General features: G+C 71.8%; 17 protein-coding genes. 7 read left to right on the forward strand and 10 right to left on the reverse strand.

What is annotated here, in order from left to right; translation table 11 throughout:
• The first annotated feature begins 3 nt into the window (after positions 1-3).
• From ACIP2X_RS26470 to ACIP2X_RS26485, 4 genes are read left to right on the forward strand one after another with little or no spacing between them, the layout of a single operon-like run.
• On the forward strand, positions 4-963 hold the full coding sequence (locus ACIP2X_RS26470) for an ABC transporter permease (protein ID WP_401677037.1): 960 nt from the start codon (positions 4-6) through the stop codon (positions 961-963).
• Positions 963-2,939, forward strand: a complete 1,977-nt coding sequence (locus ACIP2X_RS26475; RefSeq protein WP_401677039.1) for a dipeptide/oligopeptide/nickel ABC transporter permease/ATP-binding protein — start codon at positions 963-965, stop codon at positions 2,937-2,939. The genes ACIP2X_RS26470 and ACIP2X_RS26475 overlap by 1 nt, the downstream gene beginning before the upstream one ends.
• Complete coding sequence (locus tag ACIP2X_RS26480; RefSeq protein ID WP_401677041.1) at positions 2,936-3,958, forward strand: oligopeptide/dipeptide ABC transporter ATP-binding protein; 1,023 nt, start codon at positions 2,936-2,938, stop codon at positions 3,956-3,958. Before ACIP2X_RS26475 ends, ACIP2X_RS26480 begins: the two co-directional genes overlap by 4 nt.
• Positions 3,955-4,890 (forward strand): dihydrodipicolinate synthase family protein, encoded by a 936-nt coding sequence (locus ACIP2X_RS26485; RefSeq protein ID WP_401677043.1) that lies wholly within the window; start codon positions 3,955-3,957, stop codon positions 4,888-4,890. The genes ACIP2X_RS26480 and ACIP2X_RS26485 overlap by 4 nt, the downstream gene beginning before the upstream one ends.
• Before the next feature lie 40 nt (positions 4,891-4,930).
• On the opposite strand, the gene ACIP2X_RS26490 is transcribed toward ACIP2X_RS26485, so the two are convergent.
• The 3 genes from ACIP2X_RS26490 to leuA form a co-directional block, all read right to left on the reverse strand.
• Positions 4,931-6,136 carry an exo-alpha-sialidase gene (locus ACIP2X_RS26490; protein ID WP_401677045.1) on the reverse strand — a complete coding sequence of 402 codons (1,206 nt, stop codon included), beginning with the start codon at positions 6,134-6,136 and terminating at the stop codon, positions 4,931-4,933.
• Between the two features lie 95 nt (positions 6,137-6,231).
• Positions 6,232-6,927 carry a TerB family tellurite resistance protein gene (locus ACIP2X_RS26495; RefSeq protein WP_401677047.1) on the reverse strand — a complete coding sequence of 232 codons (696 nt, stop codon included), beginning with the start codon at positions 6,925-6,927 and terminating at the stop codon, positions 6,232-6,234.
• A 173-nt stretch (positions 6,928-7,100) separates the two neighbouring features.
• Positions 7,101-8,822, reverse strand: coding sequence for a 2-isopropylmalate synthase (leuA, locus tag ACIP2X_RS26500; protein ID WP_401677049.1), 1,722 nt, complete (start codon positions 8,820-8,822; stop codon positions 7,101-7,103).
• 363 nt (positions 8,823-9,185) lie between these two features.
• Here leuA and ACIP2X_RS26505 point away from each other — a divergent pair, with 363 nt between their 5' ends.
• Genes ACIP2X_RS26505 through ACIP2X_RS26515 form a run of 3 tightly spaced genes read left to right on the forward strand, consistent with a single transcriptional unit; the run spans position 9,186 to position 11,915 of the window.
• Positions 9,186-10,241, forward strand: coding sequence for a M4 family metallopeptidase (locus ACIP2X_RS26505; RefSeq protein WP_401677050.1), 1,056 nt, complete (start codon positions 9,186-9,188; stop codon positions 10,239-10,241).
• Positions 10,242-10,286: 45 nt separating this feature from the next.
• Positions 10,287-10,553: a protealysin inhibitor emfourin gene (locus tag ACIP2X_RS26510; RefSeq protein WP_401677052.1), complete on the forward strand. Its 267-nt coding sequence runs from the start codon at positions 10,287-10,289 to the stop codon at positions 10,551-10,553.
• 57 nt (positions 10,554-10,610) lie between these two features.
• Complete coding sequence (locus tag ACIP2X_RS26515; protein WP_401677054.1) at positions 10,611-11,915, forward strand: GH1 family beta-glucosidase; 1,305 nt, start codon at positions 10,611-10,613, stop codon at positions 11,913-11,915.
• Between the two features lie 22 nt (positions 11,916-11,937).
• On the opposite strand, the gene era is transcribed toward ACIP2X_RS26515, so the two are convergent.
• From era to ACIP2X_RS26550, 7 genes are all read right to left on the reverse strand, one after another.
• A complete protein-coding gene (era, locus tag ACIP2X_RS26520; protein ID WP_401677056.1) occupies positions 11,938-12,891 on the reverse strand; it encodes a GTPase Era in 954 nt (317 codons plus the stop codon).
• A gap of 85 nt (positions 12,892-12,976) precedes the next feature.
• Positions 12,977-13,453, reverse strand: coding sequence for a hypothetical protein (locus tag ACIP2X_RS26525; protein ID WP_401677058.1), 477 nt, complete (start codon positions 13,451-13,453; stop codon positions 12,977-12,979).
• Positions 13,454-13,654: 201 nt separating this feature from the next.
• The gene (locus tag ACIP2X_RS26530) at positions 13,655-14,008 is read right to left on the reverse strand and encodes a cytidine deaminase (RefSeq protein ID WP_401677060.1); all 354 of its coding nucleotides are present in this window, start codon (positions 14,006-14,008) and stop codon (positions 13,655-13,657) included.
• A gap of 31 nt (positions 14,009-14,039) precedes the next feature.
• A complete protein-coding gene (locus tag ACIP2X_RS26535; protein ID WP_401677061.1) occupies positions 14,040-14,399 on the reverse strand; it encodes an MmcQ/YjbR family DNA-binding protein in 360 nt (119 codons plus the stop codon).
• A complete protein-coding gene (locus ACIP2X_RS26540) occupies positions 14,396-15,700 on the reverse strand; it encodes a hemolysin family protein (RefSeq protein ID WP_401677063.1) in 1,305 nt (434 codons plus the stop codon). Before ACIP2X_RS26540 ends, ACIP2X_RS26535 begins: the two co-directional genes overlap by 4 nt.
• Positions 15,697-16,194, reverse strand: a complete 498-nt coding sequence (gene ybeY / locus ACIP2X_RS26545; RefSeq protein ID WP_401677065.1) for an rRNA maturation RNase YbeY — start codon at positions 16,192-16,194, stop codon at positions 15,697-15,699. The genes ACIP2X_RS26540 and ybeY overlap by 4 nt, the downstream gene beginning before the upstream one ends.
• A 12-nt stretch (positions 16,195-16,206) precedes the next feature.
• Positions 16,207-17,280, reverse strand: a complete 1,074-nt coding sequence (locus ACIP2X_RS26550) for a PhoH family protein (protein ID WP_401677067.1) — start codon at positions 17,278-17,280, stop codon at positions 16,207-16,209.
• Positions 17,281-17,342 lie beyond the last annotated feature (62 nt).

Genomic DNA, 17,342 nt, shown 5'->3' on the forward strand with positions numbered 1-17,342 from the left:
CCGGTGGCCGCCGTCGTCAGGATCCTGGCCCGCCGCGTCCTGCTGCTCGTGCCCCTGGTGCTGGGCATCGTGCTGTTCGTGTTCCTGGTGATGCGGTTCTCGGACGTCGACCCGGCGTCCGCGTTCTTCCAGGGCGCGAACCCCACGGCCCAGCAGCTGAACGACTTCCGTGCGGAACACGGCCTGCTCGACCCGCTGCCGGTGCGCTACGTCGCCTTCCTCGGCGATCTGCTCCACGGCGACCTGGGCACCAGCGCGCTCACCCGGAGCGAGGTCGTCGACCAGGTGATGACCGCGCTGCCGCTCACCATGCAGCTCACCTTCCTGGGCCTCGGCATCGCGGTGGTGCTGTCGCTGGTCGGCGGGGTGCTCGCCGCGATCTACCGCGACCGGCTGCCGGACCAGATCATCCGGGTGGTGTCCCTGACCGGCGTCGCCGCGCCCGGCTTCTGGCTGGCGCTGCTGATGATCCAGTACCTGGCCGTCGACCTGGGCTGGTTCCCGACCGGCGGCTACATCAACCCGCGGGACTCCGTCACCGGCTGGCTGAAGACCATGACGCTGCCCGCCCTCGCGCTGTCCCTGCCGGTCGCCGCGCAGCTGACCCGGATCGTGCGGACCGCCGTCGTCGAGGAACTGGACAAGGACTACGTCCGCACCGCCGTCGGCAGCGGGCTGCCGCCGCGGGTGGTGGTCGGCCGCAACGTGCTGCGCAACGCCCTCATCAACCCGCTGACCGTGCTCGGGCTGCGCGTGGGCTACCTGCTCGGCGGCGCGGTCGTCATCGAGACGATCTTCTCGCTGCCCGGCATGGGCAAGCTGATGATCGACGCCGTGAAGAACGGCGACCCGGCAGTCGTCCAGGGCGTCGTCCTGACCACGGCGATCGGATTCGTGGTCGTCAACCTCGTCATCGACATCCTCTACCTGCTGGTCAACCCGCGACTGAGGGATGCCGCCTGATGTTCTCGCGCAAGAGCCTCACCGAGGCGCTCTCCCGCCCCGGCGTCCGGCTGCGCGGCTGGCGCCGGCTGCCACTGCTGTCGAAGGTCGCCGTCTGCTTCCTCGCGCTGGTCGTGCTGGTGGCGGTGTTCGCACCGCTGGCGGCCCCCTACGACCCGCTGGAGCAGCTGCCGCCCGTCGACGGCACCGGGCACCCCTCCGCCGCGCACTGGATGGGCCAGGACAGCCTCGGCCGGGACATCCTCAGCCGGCTGATCCACGGCGCCCGCTGGTCCCTCGCCATCGGGCTCGGCGCCACCACGCTGGCGCTGCTGGTGGGCTCGCTGATCGGGGCGGTCGCGGCGACCTCGCGCAAGGCGGTGGACGAGACGCTGATGCGCTGCCTGGACGTCGTGATGGCGTTCCCGGGGATCGCGCTGGCCGCCGTCCTGGTCGCCGTGTTCGGCGGCGGGATCACGGTGCTGATCTGCGCGATCGCGTTCCTGTTCACCCCGCCGGTGGCCCGCGTCGTGCGGGCGAACATCCTCGACCAGTACGGCGAGGACTACGTGACGGCCGAACGGGTCATCGGCGCCCGCACCCCGCACATCGTCATCAGGCACGTGGCCGTCAACTGCGCGGCGCCGGTCCTCGTGTTCTGCACGGTGCAGGTCGCCGAGGCCGTCGTCTTCGAGGCCTCGCTGTCCTTCATCGGCGCCGGCGTCCGGCCGCCCGACCCCTCGTGGGGCAGCGTCATCGCGGACGGCAAGAACATGGTGCTGACCGGCGGCTGGTGGGCCACCGTGTTCCCCGGGCTGCTGATGCTGGTGACCGTGCTGTCGCTGAACATCCTGTCCGAGGGGGTGTCGGACGCGTGGGCGGCTCCGGCCCCCCGCGAGGTCGAGACCCCCCAGGACCAGCTGGAGGCACCCGAGCCCGGCAGCGGCAAGGTCACCCCGCTCCCCGGCCTCACCGAGGCGGCCCTGCGGCTGCGCTCCCGCGCCCGCCCGCTGCCCGGCGGCGGTCCGGTGCTCGCCGTCGAGAACCTCGCCATCGGCTTCCCCGCCCGGCACCACGGCGTGGACATCGTCGACGGCATCAGCTTCGAGGTGCGCGCGGGCGAGGTGCTCGGCCTGGTCGGCGAGTCCGGCTGCGGCAAGTCGCTGACCGCGCTCACCGTCATGGGACTTCAGCCGAAGGGCGCCCGGGTGCGCGGCGAGGTCCGCTTCCACCAGCGGCCCCTGCTCAGCGAGCCGATGCGGGTCCGGCGCAGGCTGCTCGGTCACGAGATGGCCATGGTCTACCAGGACGCGCTGTCCTCGCTGAACCCGGCGATGACCATCCGCGCCCAACTGAAGCAGCTCGTACGGCGCGGGGGCCGGCGCAGCCCCGCCGAACTGCTGACCCTGGTCGGCCTCGATCCCGACCGCACCCTGCGCAGCTATCCGCACGAGCTCTCCGGTGGCCAGCGCCAGCGCGTCCTGATCGCCATGGCCCTGTCCCGCGACCCGAAGCTGATCGTCGCCGACGAGCCGACCACCGCGCTCGACGTCACCGTGCAGGCGCAGATCATGGAACTGCTGCTGCGGCTGCGCGAGGAGCTGGGCTTCGCCCTGATCCTGGTCTCGCACGACCTGGCGCTCGTCGCGGCCGTCACCGACCGGGTGGTGGTGATGTACGGCGGGCAGATCGTGGAGACCGGCGTGACCGCCGACGTCGTCGAGGCGCCGGCCCACCACTACACGCGCGGACTGCTCGGCAGTGTGCTGTCGCTGGAGGGGGCGGCCGAGCGGATGACGCAGATCAAGGGCGTCGTGCCGTCCCCGGCGGACTTCCCGGCGGGCTGCCGGTTCGCGGACCGCTGCCCGCTGGCGAGCGAGATCTGCCGGAGCACGGCCCCCGCTCTGACGGGCACCCGGACGCACACGGCCGCCTGCCACCATCCGGCGATCCAGCTGGTGAACAGCGGCGAGGCGGAGAGCGAGGTCGTCACGTGAACGCACTGGTGGAACTCGCCGACGTGCACGTCGTGCACAAGGCCCGCAGCGGCGGGCTGCTGAGCCGCGACAAGGTGTACGCCCTGACCGGTGCCGACCTGTCCGTCGCGCCGGGCGAGACGGTCGGCGTGGTCGGCGAGTCCGGCTGCGGCAAGTCGACGCTGGCGAAGGTGCTGGTGGGCGTCGAGCCTCCGACGTCCGGGACGGTGTCCTTCCAGGGCCGTGACCTGTGGGCCATGGCGCCCGGCGAGCGCCGCACGGCCGTCGGCAGCCACACCGGCATGATCTTCCAGGACCCCTCGACCGCCCTGAACCGGCGGCTGACGGTACGGCAGATCCTGCGCGACCCGCTGGACGTGCACGGGCGCGGCACGGCCGCCGGGCGCGAGGAGCGGGTACGCGAGCTGATGGCGCTGGTCGGACTGCCGAAGGCCCTGGCCGACGGGCTGCCGGGACAGCTCTCCGGCGGCCAGCGCCAGCGCGTCGCCATCGCCCGCGCGCTCGCCCTCGACCCCGAGCTGGTGGTCGCCGACGAGCCGACCAGCGCGCTGGACGTCTCGGTGCGCGCCCAGATCCTCAACCTGCTGCTGGACCTGAAGGAGCGGCTGGGGCTGGCCCTGGTGTTCGTGTCGCACGACATCCAGACGGTGCGCCGGATGAGCGACCGGGTGATCACCATGTACCTCGGCCGGATCGTGGAGGTGGCCCCGGCCGGCCGCGTCACCGACCACGCCCGGCACCCGTACACCCGGGCGCTGTTCTCGGCGACACCCGGCCTGCTCGACCCGGTCGACCCGATCCCGCTGGCCGGCCCGGTCCCCTCGGCGACGCGGCCGCCGAGCGGCTGTCCGTTCCGCACCCGCTGCTGGAAGGCGGACGAGGTGTGCGCCGGGTCGATGCCCGAATTTTCCGCGGCCGCCACTCCGACGCATCGTTTCCGGTGCCACCATCCGGTGGGAGAGGAAGAGTCGACCCGAGAACTCGTCGGCCAGGCCCAGGCACCAAAGGAACCCGCATGACCTTCCCCTCTCCGCTCACCGGTGTCGTCCCGCCCGTCTGCACGCCCCTGACACCGGAGCGCGAGGTGGACGTCCGCTCGCTGCTCAGGCTGGTCGACCATCTGGTGGCCGGTGGCGTGCACGGGTTGTTCGTCCTCGGCTCGACCTCCGAGGCCGCCTATCTGACCGACCGGCAGCGCGCACTCGTCGTGGAGACCGTCGCCGGTCACCTCGGCGGGCGGCTCCCGCTGCTGGCCGGCGCCATCGACATGACGACCCCACGCGTCCTGGACCACGTCCGGGCCGTCGCGGCGGCGGGCGCGGACGCCGTCGTCGTCACCGCGCCCTTCTACACCCGTACCCACCCGGCGGAGATCGCCCGCCACTACCGGCTCGTCGCCGCCGCCTCCCCCGTCCCCGTCCTGGCCTACGACATCCCGGTCGCCGTCCACAGCAAGCTGCCCGCGGAGCTGGTCCTGGAGCTGGCCGCCGACGGGGTGCTGGCCGGGCTGAAGGACTCCAGCGGGGACATGACCGGCTTCCGCCAGGTCCTCACCGGGCTGCAGGCGCACGCCGGCGCCTCCGGCTTCAGCGTGCTGACCGGCTCCGAGACCGTCGTGGACGCGGCCCTGGCGATGGGCGCGGACGGGGCGGTGCCCGGCCTCGCGAACGTCGACCCGCACGGCTACGTCCGGCTCTACCGGCTGTGCCGGGCCGGCGACCAGGAACGCGCCCGTGCCGAACAGGACCGGCTGTGCGCCCTGTTCGGCCTCGTCGGCGTCGGTGCGCCCGCCCGGATGGGCGGGAGCTCCTCGGGGCTCGGCGCGTTCAAGGCGGCGCTGCATCTGCGCGGGATCATCGACTGCCCGGCGACGGCGGAGCCCCAGGTGCCGCTGTCGCCGGAGGAGGTGGAGCGGGTGGGCAAGTTCCTCGCGGCGGCGGGACTGCTGTGACGGCGGGTCCGAGGGCCTGTCCGGCAGCCGGGAACGGGCCCTAGAGACCCGCCAGGTCGGCGAGCGGCACCGTCCGGAACTCGATGCGCTCGTGTGTTCCCTGTGCTCCCGTCTCGTACAGCACGCCAAGGGTGTCCGGGCCGACCTGCACCAGGTCGGAGTAGGCGGCCGGCTGCCCGGACAGGGTCAGCGCCTTGGTGAAGGTCGCGCCGGCGTCCGTGCTGCGCCACACCGCCATGGCCTGGCGTGCGGTGGGCACGGACGGGCCGGAGAAGAGCAACGGGGCGTTCGGGGCGTCGGGCTGGAGGACGCTCGCCTGGACGATGGGCACGTCGCTCAGGGTGGGCTGGGCGGCGTAGGGCCGGGCGAGGGTGCGGCCGCCGTCGGTGGAGCGGCTGTCGAGGCGGTGGCCGGCGTTGGTGCCGTGCTGGTCGCGGGCGGAGAAGTAGAGCGTGCCGTCGGGCAGTTCGGCGGCCGTGCTCTCGTTGGCGTTGTCCAGGCCGTCGTAGGAGTCGTCCACGAAGCCCAGCCGCCAGGTGGCGCCGCCGTTGTCGCTGTAGAGGGCGTGGGCGCCGTAGTAGCGGGGTTCCTGACCGGTGTCGGGGGAACCGGCGGGTGGGGCGACGGAGTGGTTGGCGGGGACCACCAGGCGGCCGGCGTGCGGTCCGCGCCTGAGGGCGACGGCGTGCCCGGGGCCGGTGGCGTACCAGCGCCAGTCGGCCCGCTTCACGGAGCCGGTGATCTCCCGCGGGGCGCTGAAGGTGCGGCCGTCATCCGTGCTGCGCTGCACGAACACCCGGCGGCTCTGCGCGGGCGTCACCTCGCCCCGCATGATCTGCGCCTCCGTCACGGCGCCGCTGTTGTAGGAGGTGAGCAGGACGACGGCACCGGTGCGGGGATCGACGACGGGCGCCGGGTTGCCCCGGGTGTCCCCCTTCCCGGCGGCGACGACCGTGAGCGGCCCCCAGGTGCAGCCGCCGTCCAGGGAGCGGCGTACGAGGACATCGATGTCGCCGGAGTCGCTCGAACCGCCGCGCCGGCCCTCCGCGAAGGCCAGGACGGTGCCCTCGCGGGTCGACACGGCCGCGGGGATGCGGAAGGCCGCGTAGCCGCCCGTCCCGGCGGTGAAGGGCACCGAGGAGGTGCAGCGGGCGGCGGAGGCCGGCAGGGTGACGGTGAACGGGCTGAACACGAGCGGGACGAGGACGGCCGCGGCGGTCAGGAAGGCACGTCGGGGAGGTCTCATCGGGTGGGCCCCTCGGGGTCGGTGACGGGATGCCGATCACATCGTCCCCAATGTCACCGCCCCGCTCGCGCACGCCACGATGAGCGGCGCGGGTGTCAGGAGGGCGTGCGGGCCGTCGCCAGGAGGCGGGTCACCTCGTCCGAGGTGATCGTGAGGGCCGCGCCGACGGTGGCGAGGACCTCGCGTTCGGCGGCCGTGTAGGGGCCGTCGGCAAGGGCGATGCGGGCCCCCTGGAGGAGGATCGACTCCCGTCCCGCCGGGGCGAGATGCGGGGCGAGCGGGTCGAGCGCCTCGTGCAGCTCTATGGCCAGGCCCGGACCGCAGGGCGCGCCGGCGACCCGGCCGGTGTCCGCGGCCAGCGCCTCCACGAGCGCGTTCAGCTGCTCCTCGGTGCAGTCCTCGAACCCGGCCGCGCGGACCGTCCCGGCGGCCGCGGTGAGCGACGGGCGGGTGCGCGTGCCGCCCGCGGCCAGCACCGCGAGGGCGACGGTGTGCACGGCGTCGCGGAGCATCGCGGAGAAGCGCGTCGTGGTGGGGTGGTCGAGGACGTCGGTGCCGAAGTGCCGGCGGCAGGCCGCGCACTCGACGACGGGCCCGGTGTCCCCGCGGGGCAGCACGGGCAGGCCGAGCAGTGTGAAGCGCCGACGGCCGGTCAGCCGCTGGTAGTTGCGGTCGCCCCCGCAGCCGGGGCAGAAGAACTCGCCGTCCCCGACGGCCGTCCACGCGGTGCGGGTGCCCAGTACGCGCGCACGCCTGGCGGCACGGCCGTTTCGTCCCCGGACTGGCAGCACGTCGCACCTCCGTAACCCCACGGCAACATCGCCGCGCTGGCGTGATGTTAGCCACATCCGTGAGGTGGAGTCAGCACCCCGGACGAGACCTCTCCGTGACCTGGCTGGTAAACGACGGGGTCCCGCCCGCCACGAAATCGGCGGACGGGACCCGAAACGCCCGGTCAGAGGGGTCAGCGAGCCGCCCGGTTGACGGCCGAGACGACCGCCTTCAGCGACGCACGTGTCGTGTTCGCATCGATGCCGATCCCCCAGAGGATCTTGTCCTCGATCGCGCATTCGATGTACGAGGCGGCCTGCGCGGAGGCGCCCTCGCTCATCGTGTGCTCCTGGTAGTCCAGCAGCCGGACGTCGATGCCGATCGACTGCAGGGCGTCGAAGAACGCCGAGATCGGGCCGTTGCCGGTACCCGACAGGACCGTGTCCGCGCCGTCCACGGTGGCCTCGACGGTGAGCTTGTCCACGCCGTCCGTGTCGGTGGTCGACTGGCCGGTCCTGACCTGGATCCGGCCCCACGGGTTGTCCGGGTTCGGCAGGTACTCGTCCTCGAAGATGGCCCAGATGTCCTTCGGGGTGACCTCGCCGCCGTCGGCGTCCGTCTTCGCCTGGATGATCTTCGAGAACTCGATCTGCATCCGGCGCGGCAGGTCCATCTTGTGCTCGTTCTTCAGCACGTACGCGACGCCGCCCTTGCCGGACTGCGAGTTCACGCGGATGACCGCCTCGTAGGAGCGGCCGACGTCCTTGGGGTCGATCGGCAGGTACGGCACCGCCCACTCGATGTCGTCGACGGTGACGCCCTTGGCCTTCGCGTCGGCCTCCATGGCGTCGAAGCCCTTCTTGATGGCGTCCTGGTGGGAGCCGGAGAAGGACGTGTAGACCAGGTCGCCCACGTACGGGTGGCGCGGGTGGACCTCCATCTGGTTGCAGTACTCCCACGTACGACGGATCTCGTCGATGTCGGAGAAGTCGATCTGCGGGTCGACGCCCTGCGAGAACAGGTTCATGCCCAGGGTGACCAGGTCGACGTTGCCGGTGCGCTCGCCCTGCCCGAACAGACAGCCCTCGACCCGGTCGGCGCCGGCCATCAGCGCCAGCTCGGCCGCCGCCACGGCCGTACCGCGGTCGTTGTGCGGGTGGATGGACAGACAGACGTGCTCACGGCGGGACAGGTGACGGCCCATCCACTCGAAGCGGTCGGCGTGCGTGGAGGGCGTGGAGCGCTCGACGGTCGCCGGCAGGTTGAGGATGATCTCGCGGCCCGGGCCGGGCTGCCAGACGTCCATCACCGCCTCGCAGACCTCCAGCGCGAAGTCCAGCTCGGTGTCGGTGAAGATCTCCGGGCTGTACTGGTAGCCGAACTCGGTCTCCGGGTCGAGCAGCTTCTCCGCGTACTCCATCACCAGCCGGGTGCCGTCGACGGCGATCTGCTTGATCTCTTCCTTGGAACCGCGGAAGACCACCCGGCGGAAGACCGGCGCCGTGGCGTTGTACAGGTGGACGGTGGCGCGCCTGGCGCCCTTGAGGGACTCCACGGTCCGCTCGATCAGGTCCTCACGGGCCTGGGTCAGTACCGAGATCGTGACGTCGTCCGGGATCGCGTCCTCGTCCTCGATGATCGACCGCACGAAGTCGAAGTCCGTCTGGCCGGAGGCGGGGAAGCCGACCTCGATCTCCTTGTAGCCCATCCTGACCAGCAGGTCGAACATCGCGCGCTTGCGCGCCGGCGACATGGGGTCGATCAGGGCCTGGTTGCCGTCGCGCAGGTCGGTGGAGAGCCAGCGCGGGGCTGTGGTGATCCGGTTCTGCGGCCAGGTGCGGTCCGGGATGTCGACCTGGTCGTACCGGCCGTACTTGTGGATCGGCAGGGAACTGGGCTGCTGGCGGTTTGCCATGTGGCGTGGGCTCCTCGAGAAATCCGGTGGGAATCCGGTGTCCGGAAGGACGGCCGACGACGCAACGCCAAGCTCCGCGGGGAGGGGGTCGGCCTCGACTACAGGCCCTCGCCGCGGCAGCTAAGAAGAAGCAGCCCGAAACGCATGATGCGCAGCATGCTAGCCGAGCCCTTCCGGATCGCGCGGTCCTGTATCAGTATGCGGGACCGCGTGCCCGAAACGGGGGCGGGGAACCGCGCGAGAACCCCCACACCGCCGCACGGAATAACACAGCGCGACCGGCCTCGGCCGCCACATCCCCATATTTCACCAATCGAGGTTGCGGATGGTGACAGGCCGCTGACTCGGTGCAATGGTGCGGGCATGACCGCGACCTTCTGCACCATCGTCCCGCCGCACGTCCTCGACCAGCTCGCCCGCTCCGAGGACCCGGCGCTGTCCGGCCCGGCCCGCCAGACCCTCCAGCGCGACGCCTACGAGCGCACCCACCGCCGCCTCACCACGGTCATCGGCGCCCCCGCGGTCGCCCAGCCCGCCGGGGCCGCCGAAGGCACCCCGCACCGCACGGTCTACGACGCCCGGCACCGCACGGACCTGCCCGGCCTGAAGGTCCGCGCCGAGGGCGACGAGCCCGGCCGGGACGCCACGGTCAACCGCGCCTACGCGGGCCTCGGCGCCACCTTCGAGCTGTTCCTGGCGGCCTACGGCCGCGACTCGATCGACGGCGCCGGACTGCCGCTCGACGCGACCGTGCACTACGACGAGCAGTACAACAACGCCTTCTGGAACGGCGAGCAGATGGTCTTCGGCGACGGGGACGGCGAGATCTTCCTCGACTTCACCCTCCCGATCGACGTCATCGGCCACGAGCTCGTCCACGGCGTGACCCAGTACACGGCGAACCTGACCTACTTCGGCCAGCCCGGCGCCCTCAACGAGTCCGTCTCCGACGTCTTCGGCGCGCTGATCAAGCAGTACACGCTCGGCCAGACCGCCGCCGAGGCCGACTGGCTGATCGGCGCGGGGCTGCTCGCCCCGCGCGTGTCCGGAGTGGCCCTGCGCTCGATGAAGGCCCCGGGCACGGCGTACGACGACGACGTCCTCGGCAAGGACCCGCAGCCGGCGACGATGGACGACTACGTCCGCACCGGCCGCGACAACGGCGGCGTCCACATCAACTCGGGCATCCCCAACCACGCCTTCTACCTGGCCGCCACCGCCCTCGGCGGGCACGCCTGGGAGCGGGCGGGGCAGATCTGGTACGACGTGCTGACCGGCGGAGAGCTGAAGGAGGACGCGATGTTCGCCGAGTTCGCCACGCTGACCGCCTCCGCCGCCAGGGCGCGGTTCGGCGACGGCAGCGAGGAACTGCGAGCGGTGGCCAAGGCCTGGGAGCAGGTCGGGGTGCGGACGCTGTAGGCCCCGCCGTTTCCCGCCGGGCAGGTTCGTACTAGACAGGGACCCATGCGTATTCAGGTGCGGCGCACGGGCGGGTTCGCGGGCATCGAGCGGCGGGCCGAGGTGGACACCTCGGGGCGGCCCGACGCGCACGAGTGGCACGCCCTCGCCGAGCGGGCGCTCACGGCGGGCGGGAACACACCGCCCACCGGGGTGCCGGACGGCTTCAGCTACCGGATCACGGTGGACGGCAGGACGGTGTACTGCGCGGACCCCCGGCTGACCGAGGAACAGCGCAGGCTGATCTCCCGGGTCCTGAAGGAGGGCGCGTAACTCCGGCTTCGGGCCGGGCCGTTGACTTGGATCGCCGCCGGTGCCGATGATCCGCGCATGGCGACGAACCCCGTACCCCCGTTCCCGGCCGGATTCCTGTGGGGCGTCTCGACGTCCGCGCACCAGATCGAGGGCGCGACCGAGCTGCGTGAACCGTCCGTGTGGGACGCCTTCACGGCCGGGCCGGGGCGGGTGAAGGACGGGTCCACCGCCACGGTGGCCTGCGACCACTACCACCGCTACCGCGAGGACGTGGCGCTCCTGGCGGACCTCGGGGTGGACGCGTACCGCTTCTCGATCTCCTGGCCCCGGGTGCGCGCAGCCGGGGGCCTCGACTTCTACGACCGGCTGGTGGACGAGCTGTGCGGGGCGGGCGTGCGGCCGGTCCCGACGCTCTTCCACTGGGACCTGCCGGTGGGGCTCGACTGGCTGGAGCGGGACACGGCGGCCCGGTTCGCGCAGTACGTGGGGGTGGTCGCGGAGCGGCTCGGCGACCGGGTCACGAAGTGGATCACGCTCAACGAGCCCGCCGAGCACACCCTGCTGGGCCACGCGCTCGGCGTCCACGCACCGGGCGGACGGCTGCTGTTCGACGCGCTGCCGGTGGCCCACCACCAGCTGCTGGCGCACGGACTGGCCGTACAGGCACTGCGCGCGGCCGGCGCCGCCGACATCGGGATCGCCAACTCGCACGGACCGACCTGGCCCGCGTCGGCGGAGCGCGCGGACGTCGAGGCGGCGGACTTCTACGACGTCCTGCTGAACCGGCTGTTCGCCGACCCGCTCCTGCTGGGCGAATACCCGGCGGGGCTCGGCGAGTTGATGCCGGGGGACGTGGCCTGCGACCTGAAGGTGATCGCCGAGCCGGTCGACTGGTACGGGATCAACTACTACGCGCCGACCAGGGTGGGGGCGCCGGAGGGCGCGGAGATCGAGTTCGGCGGGGTCCGGCTGCCGGCCGAACTGCCCTTCTCGGTGCGGGAGATCGAGGGCGTGCCGGTGACGGACTTCGGCTGGCCGGTGGTGCCGGAGGGGCTGACCGAGCTGCTCACCGGCTTCCGGGACCGCTACGGCGACAGGCTGCCGCCGGTGGTCCTCACCGAGAACGGCTGCTCCTACGAAGGGCTCGACGACCAGGCGCGGATCGCCTATCTGGACGGCCATGTGCGCGCCCTGCACGCGGCGCTCGCCGCGGGGGTCGACGTACGCGGGTACTTCGTGTGGTCGCTGCTGGACAACTTCGAGTGGGCCGAGGGGTACGCGCGCCGGTTCGGGCTGGTGCACGTGGACTTCGCGACGCTGGAGCGGACACCGAAGGCCTCGTACCACTGGTACCGGGAGCTGCTCCGCGCCCGGCGCTGAAGCACGCCCCGCGGCCGACGGCTCAGAAGCCCAGCTTGCGCAGCTGCTTCGGGTCGCGCTGCCAGTCCTTGGCCACCTTCACGTGCAGGTCAAGGAAGACGGGGGTGCCGAGCAGCGCCTCGATCTGGCGGCGGGACTTGATGCCGACCTCCTTCAGGCGCTTGCCCTTGGGGCCGATGATGATGCCCTTCTGGCTGGGACGCTCGATGTAGACGTTGGCGTGGATGTCGAGGAGCGGCTTGTCCGCCGGGCGGTCCTCGCGCGGGAGCATCTCCTCGACGACGACGGCGATGGAGTGCGGCAGCTCGTCGCGCACGCCCTCCAGCGCGGCCTCGCGGATAAGTTCCGCGATCATGACCTGCTCGGGCTCGTCGGTGAGGTCGCCCTCGGGGTAGAGGGCCGGGCCCTCGGGGAGCAGCGGGACGAGGAGGTCCGCCAGCAGTTTCACCTGCTTGTCCCCGACCGCCGAGACCGGCACGATCTCGGCCCACTCCATGCCCAGCTCCTTGCCGAGCTGGTCGATCGCGATCAGCTGCTCGGCCAGGGTCTTGCTGTCGACCAGGTCGGTCTTCGTGACGATCGCGACCTTCGGCGACTTCTTGATCCCCGCGAGCTCCTTGGCGATGAACCGGTCGCCGGGGCCGATCTTCTCGTTCGCCGGCAGGCAGAAGCCGATCACGTCGACCTCGGCCCAGGTCGTGCGCACCACGTCGTTGAGCCGCTCGCCGAGCAGGGTGCGCGGCTTGTGCAGCCCGGGGGTGTCCACCAGGATCAGCTGGGCGTCGGGCCGGTGCACGATGCCCCGCACCGTGTGCCGCGTGGTCTGCGGCTGGTTCGCGGTGATCGCGACCTTCTGCCCGACCAGTGCGTTCGTGAGGGTGGACTTGCCCGCGTTGGGGCGGCCCACGAAGCAGGCGAAGCCGGCCCTGTGGACAGTCTCGGCCGGCTGCTCGGATGACGGGGTACGAACGCTCATGGCGCCCATTCTCCCTGATCGCCGGAGCCGTGGCGCACAGCGTGACCCCGGCAGCGGCCGGGCCGGGGTCACGACAGCGCGTGGATCAGTCGAACACGAACGGTCCCGGCGACTGCGGTCCCGTCGCCGTGCAGGTGATGGTGATGCCGAAGACCGTCATCCGCAGCGAGCCGCCGAAGGCCTCCAGGCTGTCGCCGGAGGCGACGGTGCCGCTGAGCGGGCCCACGGTGACGGGGTCGCCGGCCGCCATGGCCGGGTTCTTCGTGCCGGTGAAGGCGGTGGTGCCGCCGCCGCCCTTGACCAGGGTGAGCGTGGAAGCGATCGAGTCCGCCCCGAGACCGAGGGGCGCGGTGATCGCGGTGGACGTGAGGGTCATGGTGGCCGCGGTGCCGTCCTGGGTGGCGGTGAGGGTGCCCTCGCCGCCGCCGAAGCTGCCGCAGTCGGCGGTGAGGGTCGCCGACTCCGGCGTGACGGCCAGGGCCGTGGGTGCGAGGAGGACTCCGGTCACCGCGACGGCGCCGATCGTCAGTGCCGCACCGGACGCAATGCGCTTGCCTCTCATGGGGGCTCCCTTCCCGGGTGGGGAATGCCATGTGGGGGGATGGGCGGGAGGTGCACCGGCGGACCACCCGCACCGCGGGGTGCGGACACGCGAGCGGGACAGGATCTGACGGTCCGTCGGAACTTACGATTCCATTGATACGCCGGAGGCGCACGGCGGCAAGGCGTGATTCCGGCCTTCGACGAGAGGCCCTGGGCCCCCTCAGCTCGCGGGCACGGTCAGCCGTACGGTCCCGTCGAGTCCGGCGACGAGCACCGGCGTCCCCGGGCCGCCCAGGTCCCGCACGGCCGCCAGGTCCTCCGCGGACGCGGACGCGGCCTCCGTGACGACCGCCGCCGCCTCCAGCGACCTGGCGCCCGACGCCACCGCCATGGCCACGGCGGTCCGCAGGGCGCTGAGGCTCAGCGAATCCAGGTCGACGGTCCCGGCGACATACGTACGCCCCGTCTCGTCCCGTACGGCGGCACCCTCCGGGACGCCGTTGCGGGCCCGGGCCGAGCGGGCCAGGGTGACGATCTTGCGGTCCTCGGGATCCAGCGCGTTGCTCTCGGTCATGTCCCGAGCATACGGAGGCCGGCGGCCGGGTTCAGGGGCGGTCCAGGCGCAGCCGCTCGGCCCGCGGCAGGCCCGCCACCACCAGGTCGTAGGAGTCCTCGACCAGCTCCCGGACCAGCCGGCGGGGCAGCGAGCCGTCCACCGTGACGGTGTTCCAGTGCCGCTTGTTCATGTGCCAGCCGGGAGCGATCAGACCGGGATGGTCGGCGCGCAGGCGCACCGCGTCCTCGGGGTCGCACTTGAGGTTCACCGTCAGCGGGCGGGCGTCCAGGGAGCTCAGCGCGAACATCCTGCCCGCCACCTTGAACACCGAGGCCTCCGGTCCGAACGGGAACTCCTCGACGGCGGCGTCGAACGTCAGGCACAGGGCGCGCAGCTCCTGGGGCGTCACTCCGGCTTCGCCTCCTGCGGTGGATCCGCTGCGGCCACCGGCTCCACGAGCACGGTCACGATCTTGTTCCGGCGGCCGGCGGCGGCCTCGGCGGTGAGCCGCAGCAGCCGGCCGTCCGGCAGTTCGACCACGGACGTGGCCCCGGCGATCGGGACCCGGCCCAGCGCCTTCGCCAGCAGCCCCCCGACCGTCTCCACGTCCTCGTCGTCGTACGCCTCCAGCCCGTACAGCTCGCCGAGGTCGCCGATGTCGAGGCGGGCGGTGACGCGGTGGCGGTCCTCGCCGAGCGGCTCCACGGGCGGCAGCTCGCGGTCGTACTCGTCGGTGATCTCGCCGACGATCTCCTCCAGGATGTCCTCGATGGTGACGATCCCGGCCGTGCCGCCGTACTCGTCGATGACGACGGCGACGTGGTTGCGCTCCTTCTGCATCTCGCGCAGCAGGTCACCGGCGTTCTTGGTGTCCGGCACGAAGACGGCGGGCCGCATGGCCGTCGACACCAGCTCGGTCTCGGCCTCCCGGCTGATGTGCGTCTTGCGGACCAGGTCCTTCAGATACACGATGCCGACGATGTCGTCCTCGCTCTCCCCGGTCACCGGGATGCGCGAGAAACCGGACCTGAGGGCGAGGGTCAGGGCCTGGCGGATGGTCTTGTAGCGCTCGATGACGACGAGGTCGGTGCGCGGGACCATCACTTCGCGTACGAGGGTGTCGCCGAGCTCGAAGACCGAGTGCACCATGCGGCGCTCGTCGTCCTCGATCAGGGACTCCGCCTCGGCGAGGTCGACCAGGGCGCGCAGCTCCGCCTCCGAGGCGAACGGTCCGCGCCGGAAGCCCTTGCCGGGGGTGAGGGCGTTGCCGATGAGGATCAGCAGGGACGGGATCGGGCCCATGATCCGGGCCAGCGGGACCAGGACGTAGGCCGCCGCGGTCGCCGTGTTCAGCGGGTGCTGGCGGCCGATGGTGCGCGGGGAGACACCGACCGCGACGTAACTGACGAGGACCATGACCGCGATGGCGATCAGGAGCGCCTCGGTGGTGCTGCTGAACTCGTTCAGGCAGGCGTAGGTGACAAGCGCCGCGGCGGCCATCTCGCAGGCGACGCGGACCAGCAGCGCCACGTTGAGATAGCGGGTGGGGTCGGCGGCGACCTGGGCGAGCTTCGCGCCCCCGCGCCGGCCGGAGCGGACCGCCTCCTCGGCACGGAAGCTGGAGACGCGGGCGAGGCCCGCCTCCGCGCAGGCGGCGAGCCAGGCGACGACGACCAGTGCGACGGCGCCGGTGACCAGCGGGAGGCTCATGACACGGTGGGCGCCGGGGAGGGGCCGGTGAGGCCCTTCTCCGCACGCCAGCCGTCCACGATGGCCGCCTGCAGGCCGAACATCTCGGCCTTCTCGTCGGGCTCCTCGTGGTCGTACCCGAGCAGGTGCAGCACCCCGTGGACGGTGAGCAGCTGGAGCTCCTCGTCCATGGAGTGCTGCGTCGGGGCCTCGGCCCCCTGCTTGGCGGCGACCTCCGGGCACAGCACGATGTCGCCGAGCAGACCGTTCGGCGGCTCGTCGTCGTCCTTCGCCGGCGGGCGCAGCTCGTCCATGGGGAAGGACATGACGTCGGTCGGACCGGGCAGGTCCATCCACTGGATGTGCAGCTGCTCCATGGCGTCGGCGTCCACGACGATCACCGAGAGCTCGGAGAGCGGGTGGATGCGCATCCGTGCGAGCGCGTAGCGGGCGATGTCGAGGATCGCCTGCTCGTCGACCTCGGTTCCGGACTCGTTGTTGACGTCGATCGACATGGTCGTGCTGGTCTACTTCCCCTTGGTGCCCTTGGCGCCGGTCCTGCCACGGCCCTGGTGCGTGCCGTTCTCCGTGCCGTTCAGGCTGTCGAACTTCTCGTACGCGTCGACGATACGGCCCACCAGCTTGTGCCGGACGACATCGTGGGACGACAGCCGGGAGAAGTGGACGTCCTCGACGCCCTCCAGGATCTCCTGCACCTGGCGCAGACCGGACTTGGTGCCGCCGGGCAGGTCGACCTGGGTCACGTCACCCGTGATCACGATCTTCGACTCGAAGCCGAGACGGGTGAGGAACATCTTCATCTGCTCGGGGCTCGTGTTCTGGGCCTCGTCCAGGATGATGAAGGCGTCGTTGAGCGTGCGGCCGCGCATGTAGGCGAGCGGCGCGACCTCGATCGTCCCGGCGGCCATCAGACGGGGGATGGAGTCCGGGTCGATCATGTCGTGCAGCGCGTCGTAGAGCGGGCGCAGATAGGGGTCGATCTTCTCGTAGAGCGTGCCGGGGAGGAAGCCGAGGCGCTCTCCGGCCTCGACCGCCGGGCGGGTCAGGATGATGCGGTTGACCTGCTTGGACTGCAGGGCCTGCACCGCCTTGGCCATGGCGAGGTAGGTCTTGCCGGTGCCGGCGGGGCCGATGCCGAAGACGATCGTGTGCTTGTCGATCGCGTCGACGTACCGCTTCTGGTTGAGGGTCTTGGGGCGGATCGTGCGGCCGCGCGAGGACAGGATGTTCTGGGTGAGCACCTGCGCCGGCGTCTCTTCCGCGCCCTCACCGTTCTCCGTCGCGCGGAGCATGGCGATCGAGCGTTCCACTGCGTCCTCCGTCATCGGCTGCCCGGTGCGGAGCACCAGCATCATCTCGTCGAACAGGCGCTGGATGAGGGCGACTTCCGCCGCGGGCCCGAGCGCGCTGATCTCATTGCCCCGGACGTGGATGTCGGCCGCCGGGAAGGCCTTCTCGATCACGCGCAACAGGGAGTCGCCGGACCCCAGGACGGTGACCATGGGGTGCTGGGCGGGGACGGTGAACTGTGCTCTCGCCTGCCCCTGCGCGGGGGTGTGAGCTGTGGGTGTCTGAGTCATGGGCCGGCGCTTAAGGCCTGCTCGTCCTCCTCGATACGACTCGCCTGCCACAAGGGCGGCCT

Source organism: Streptomyces sp. NPDC089424, assembly GCF_044749345.1.
Lineage (GTDB): Bacteria > Actinomycetota > Actinomycetes > Streptomycetales > Streptomycetaceae > Streptomyces.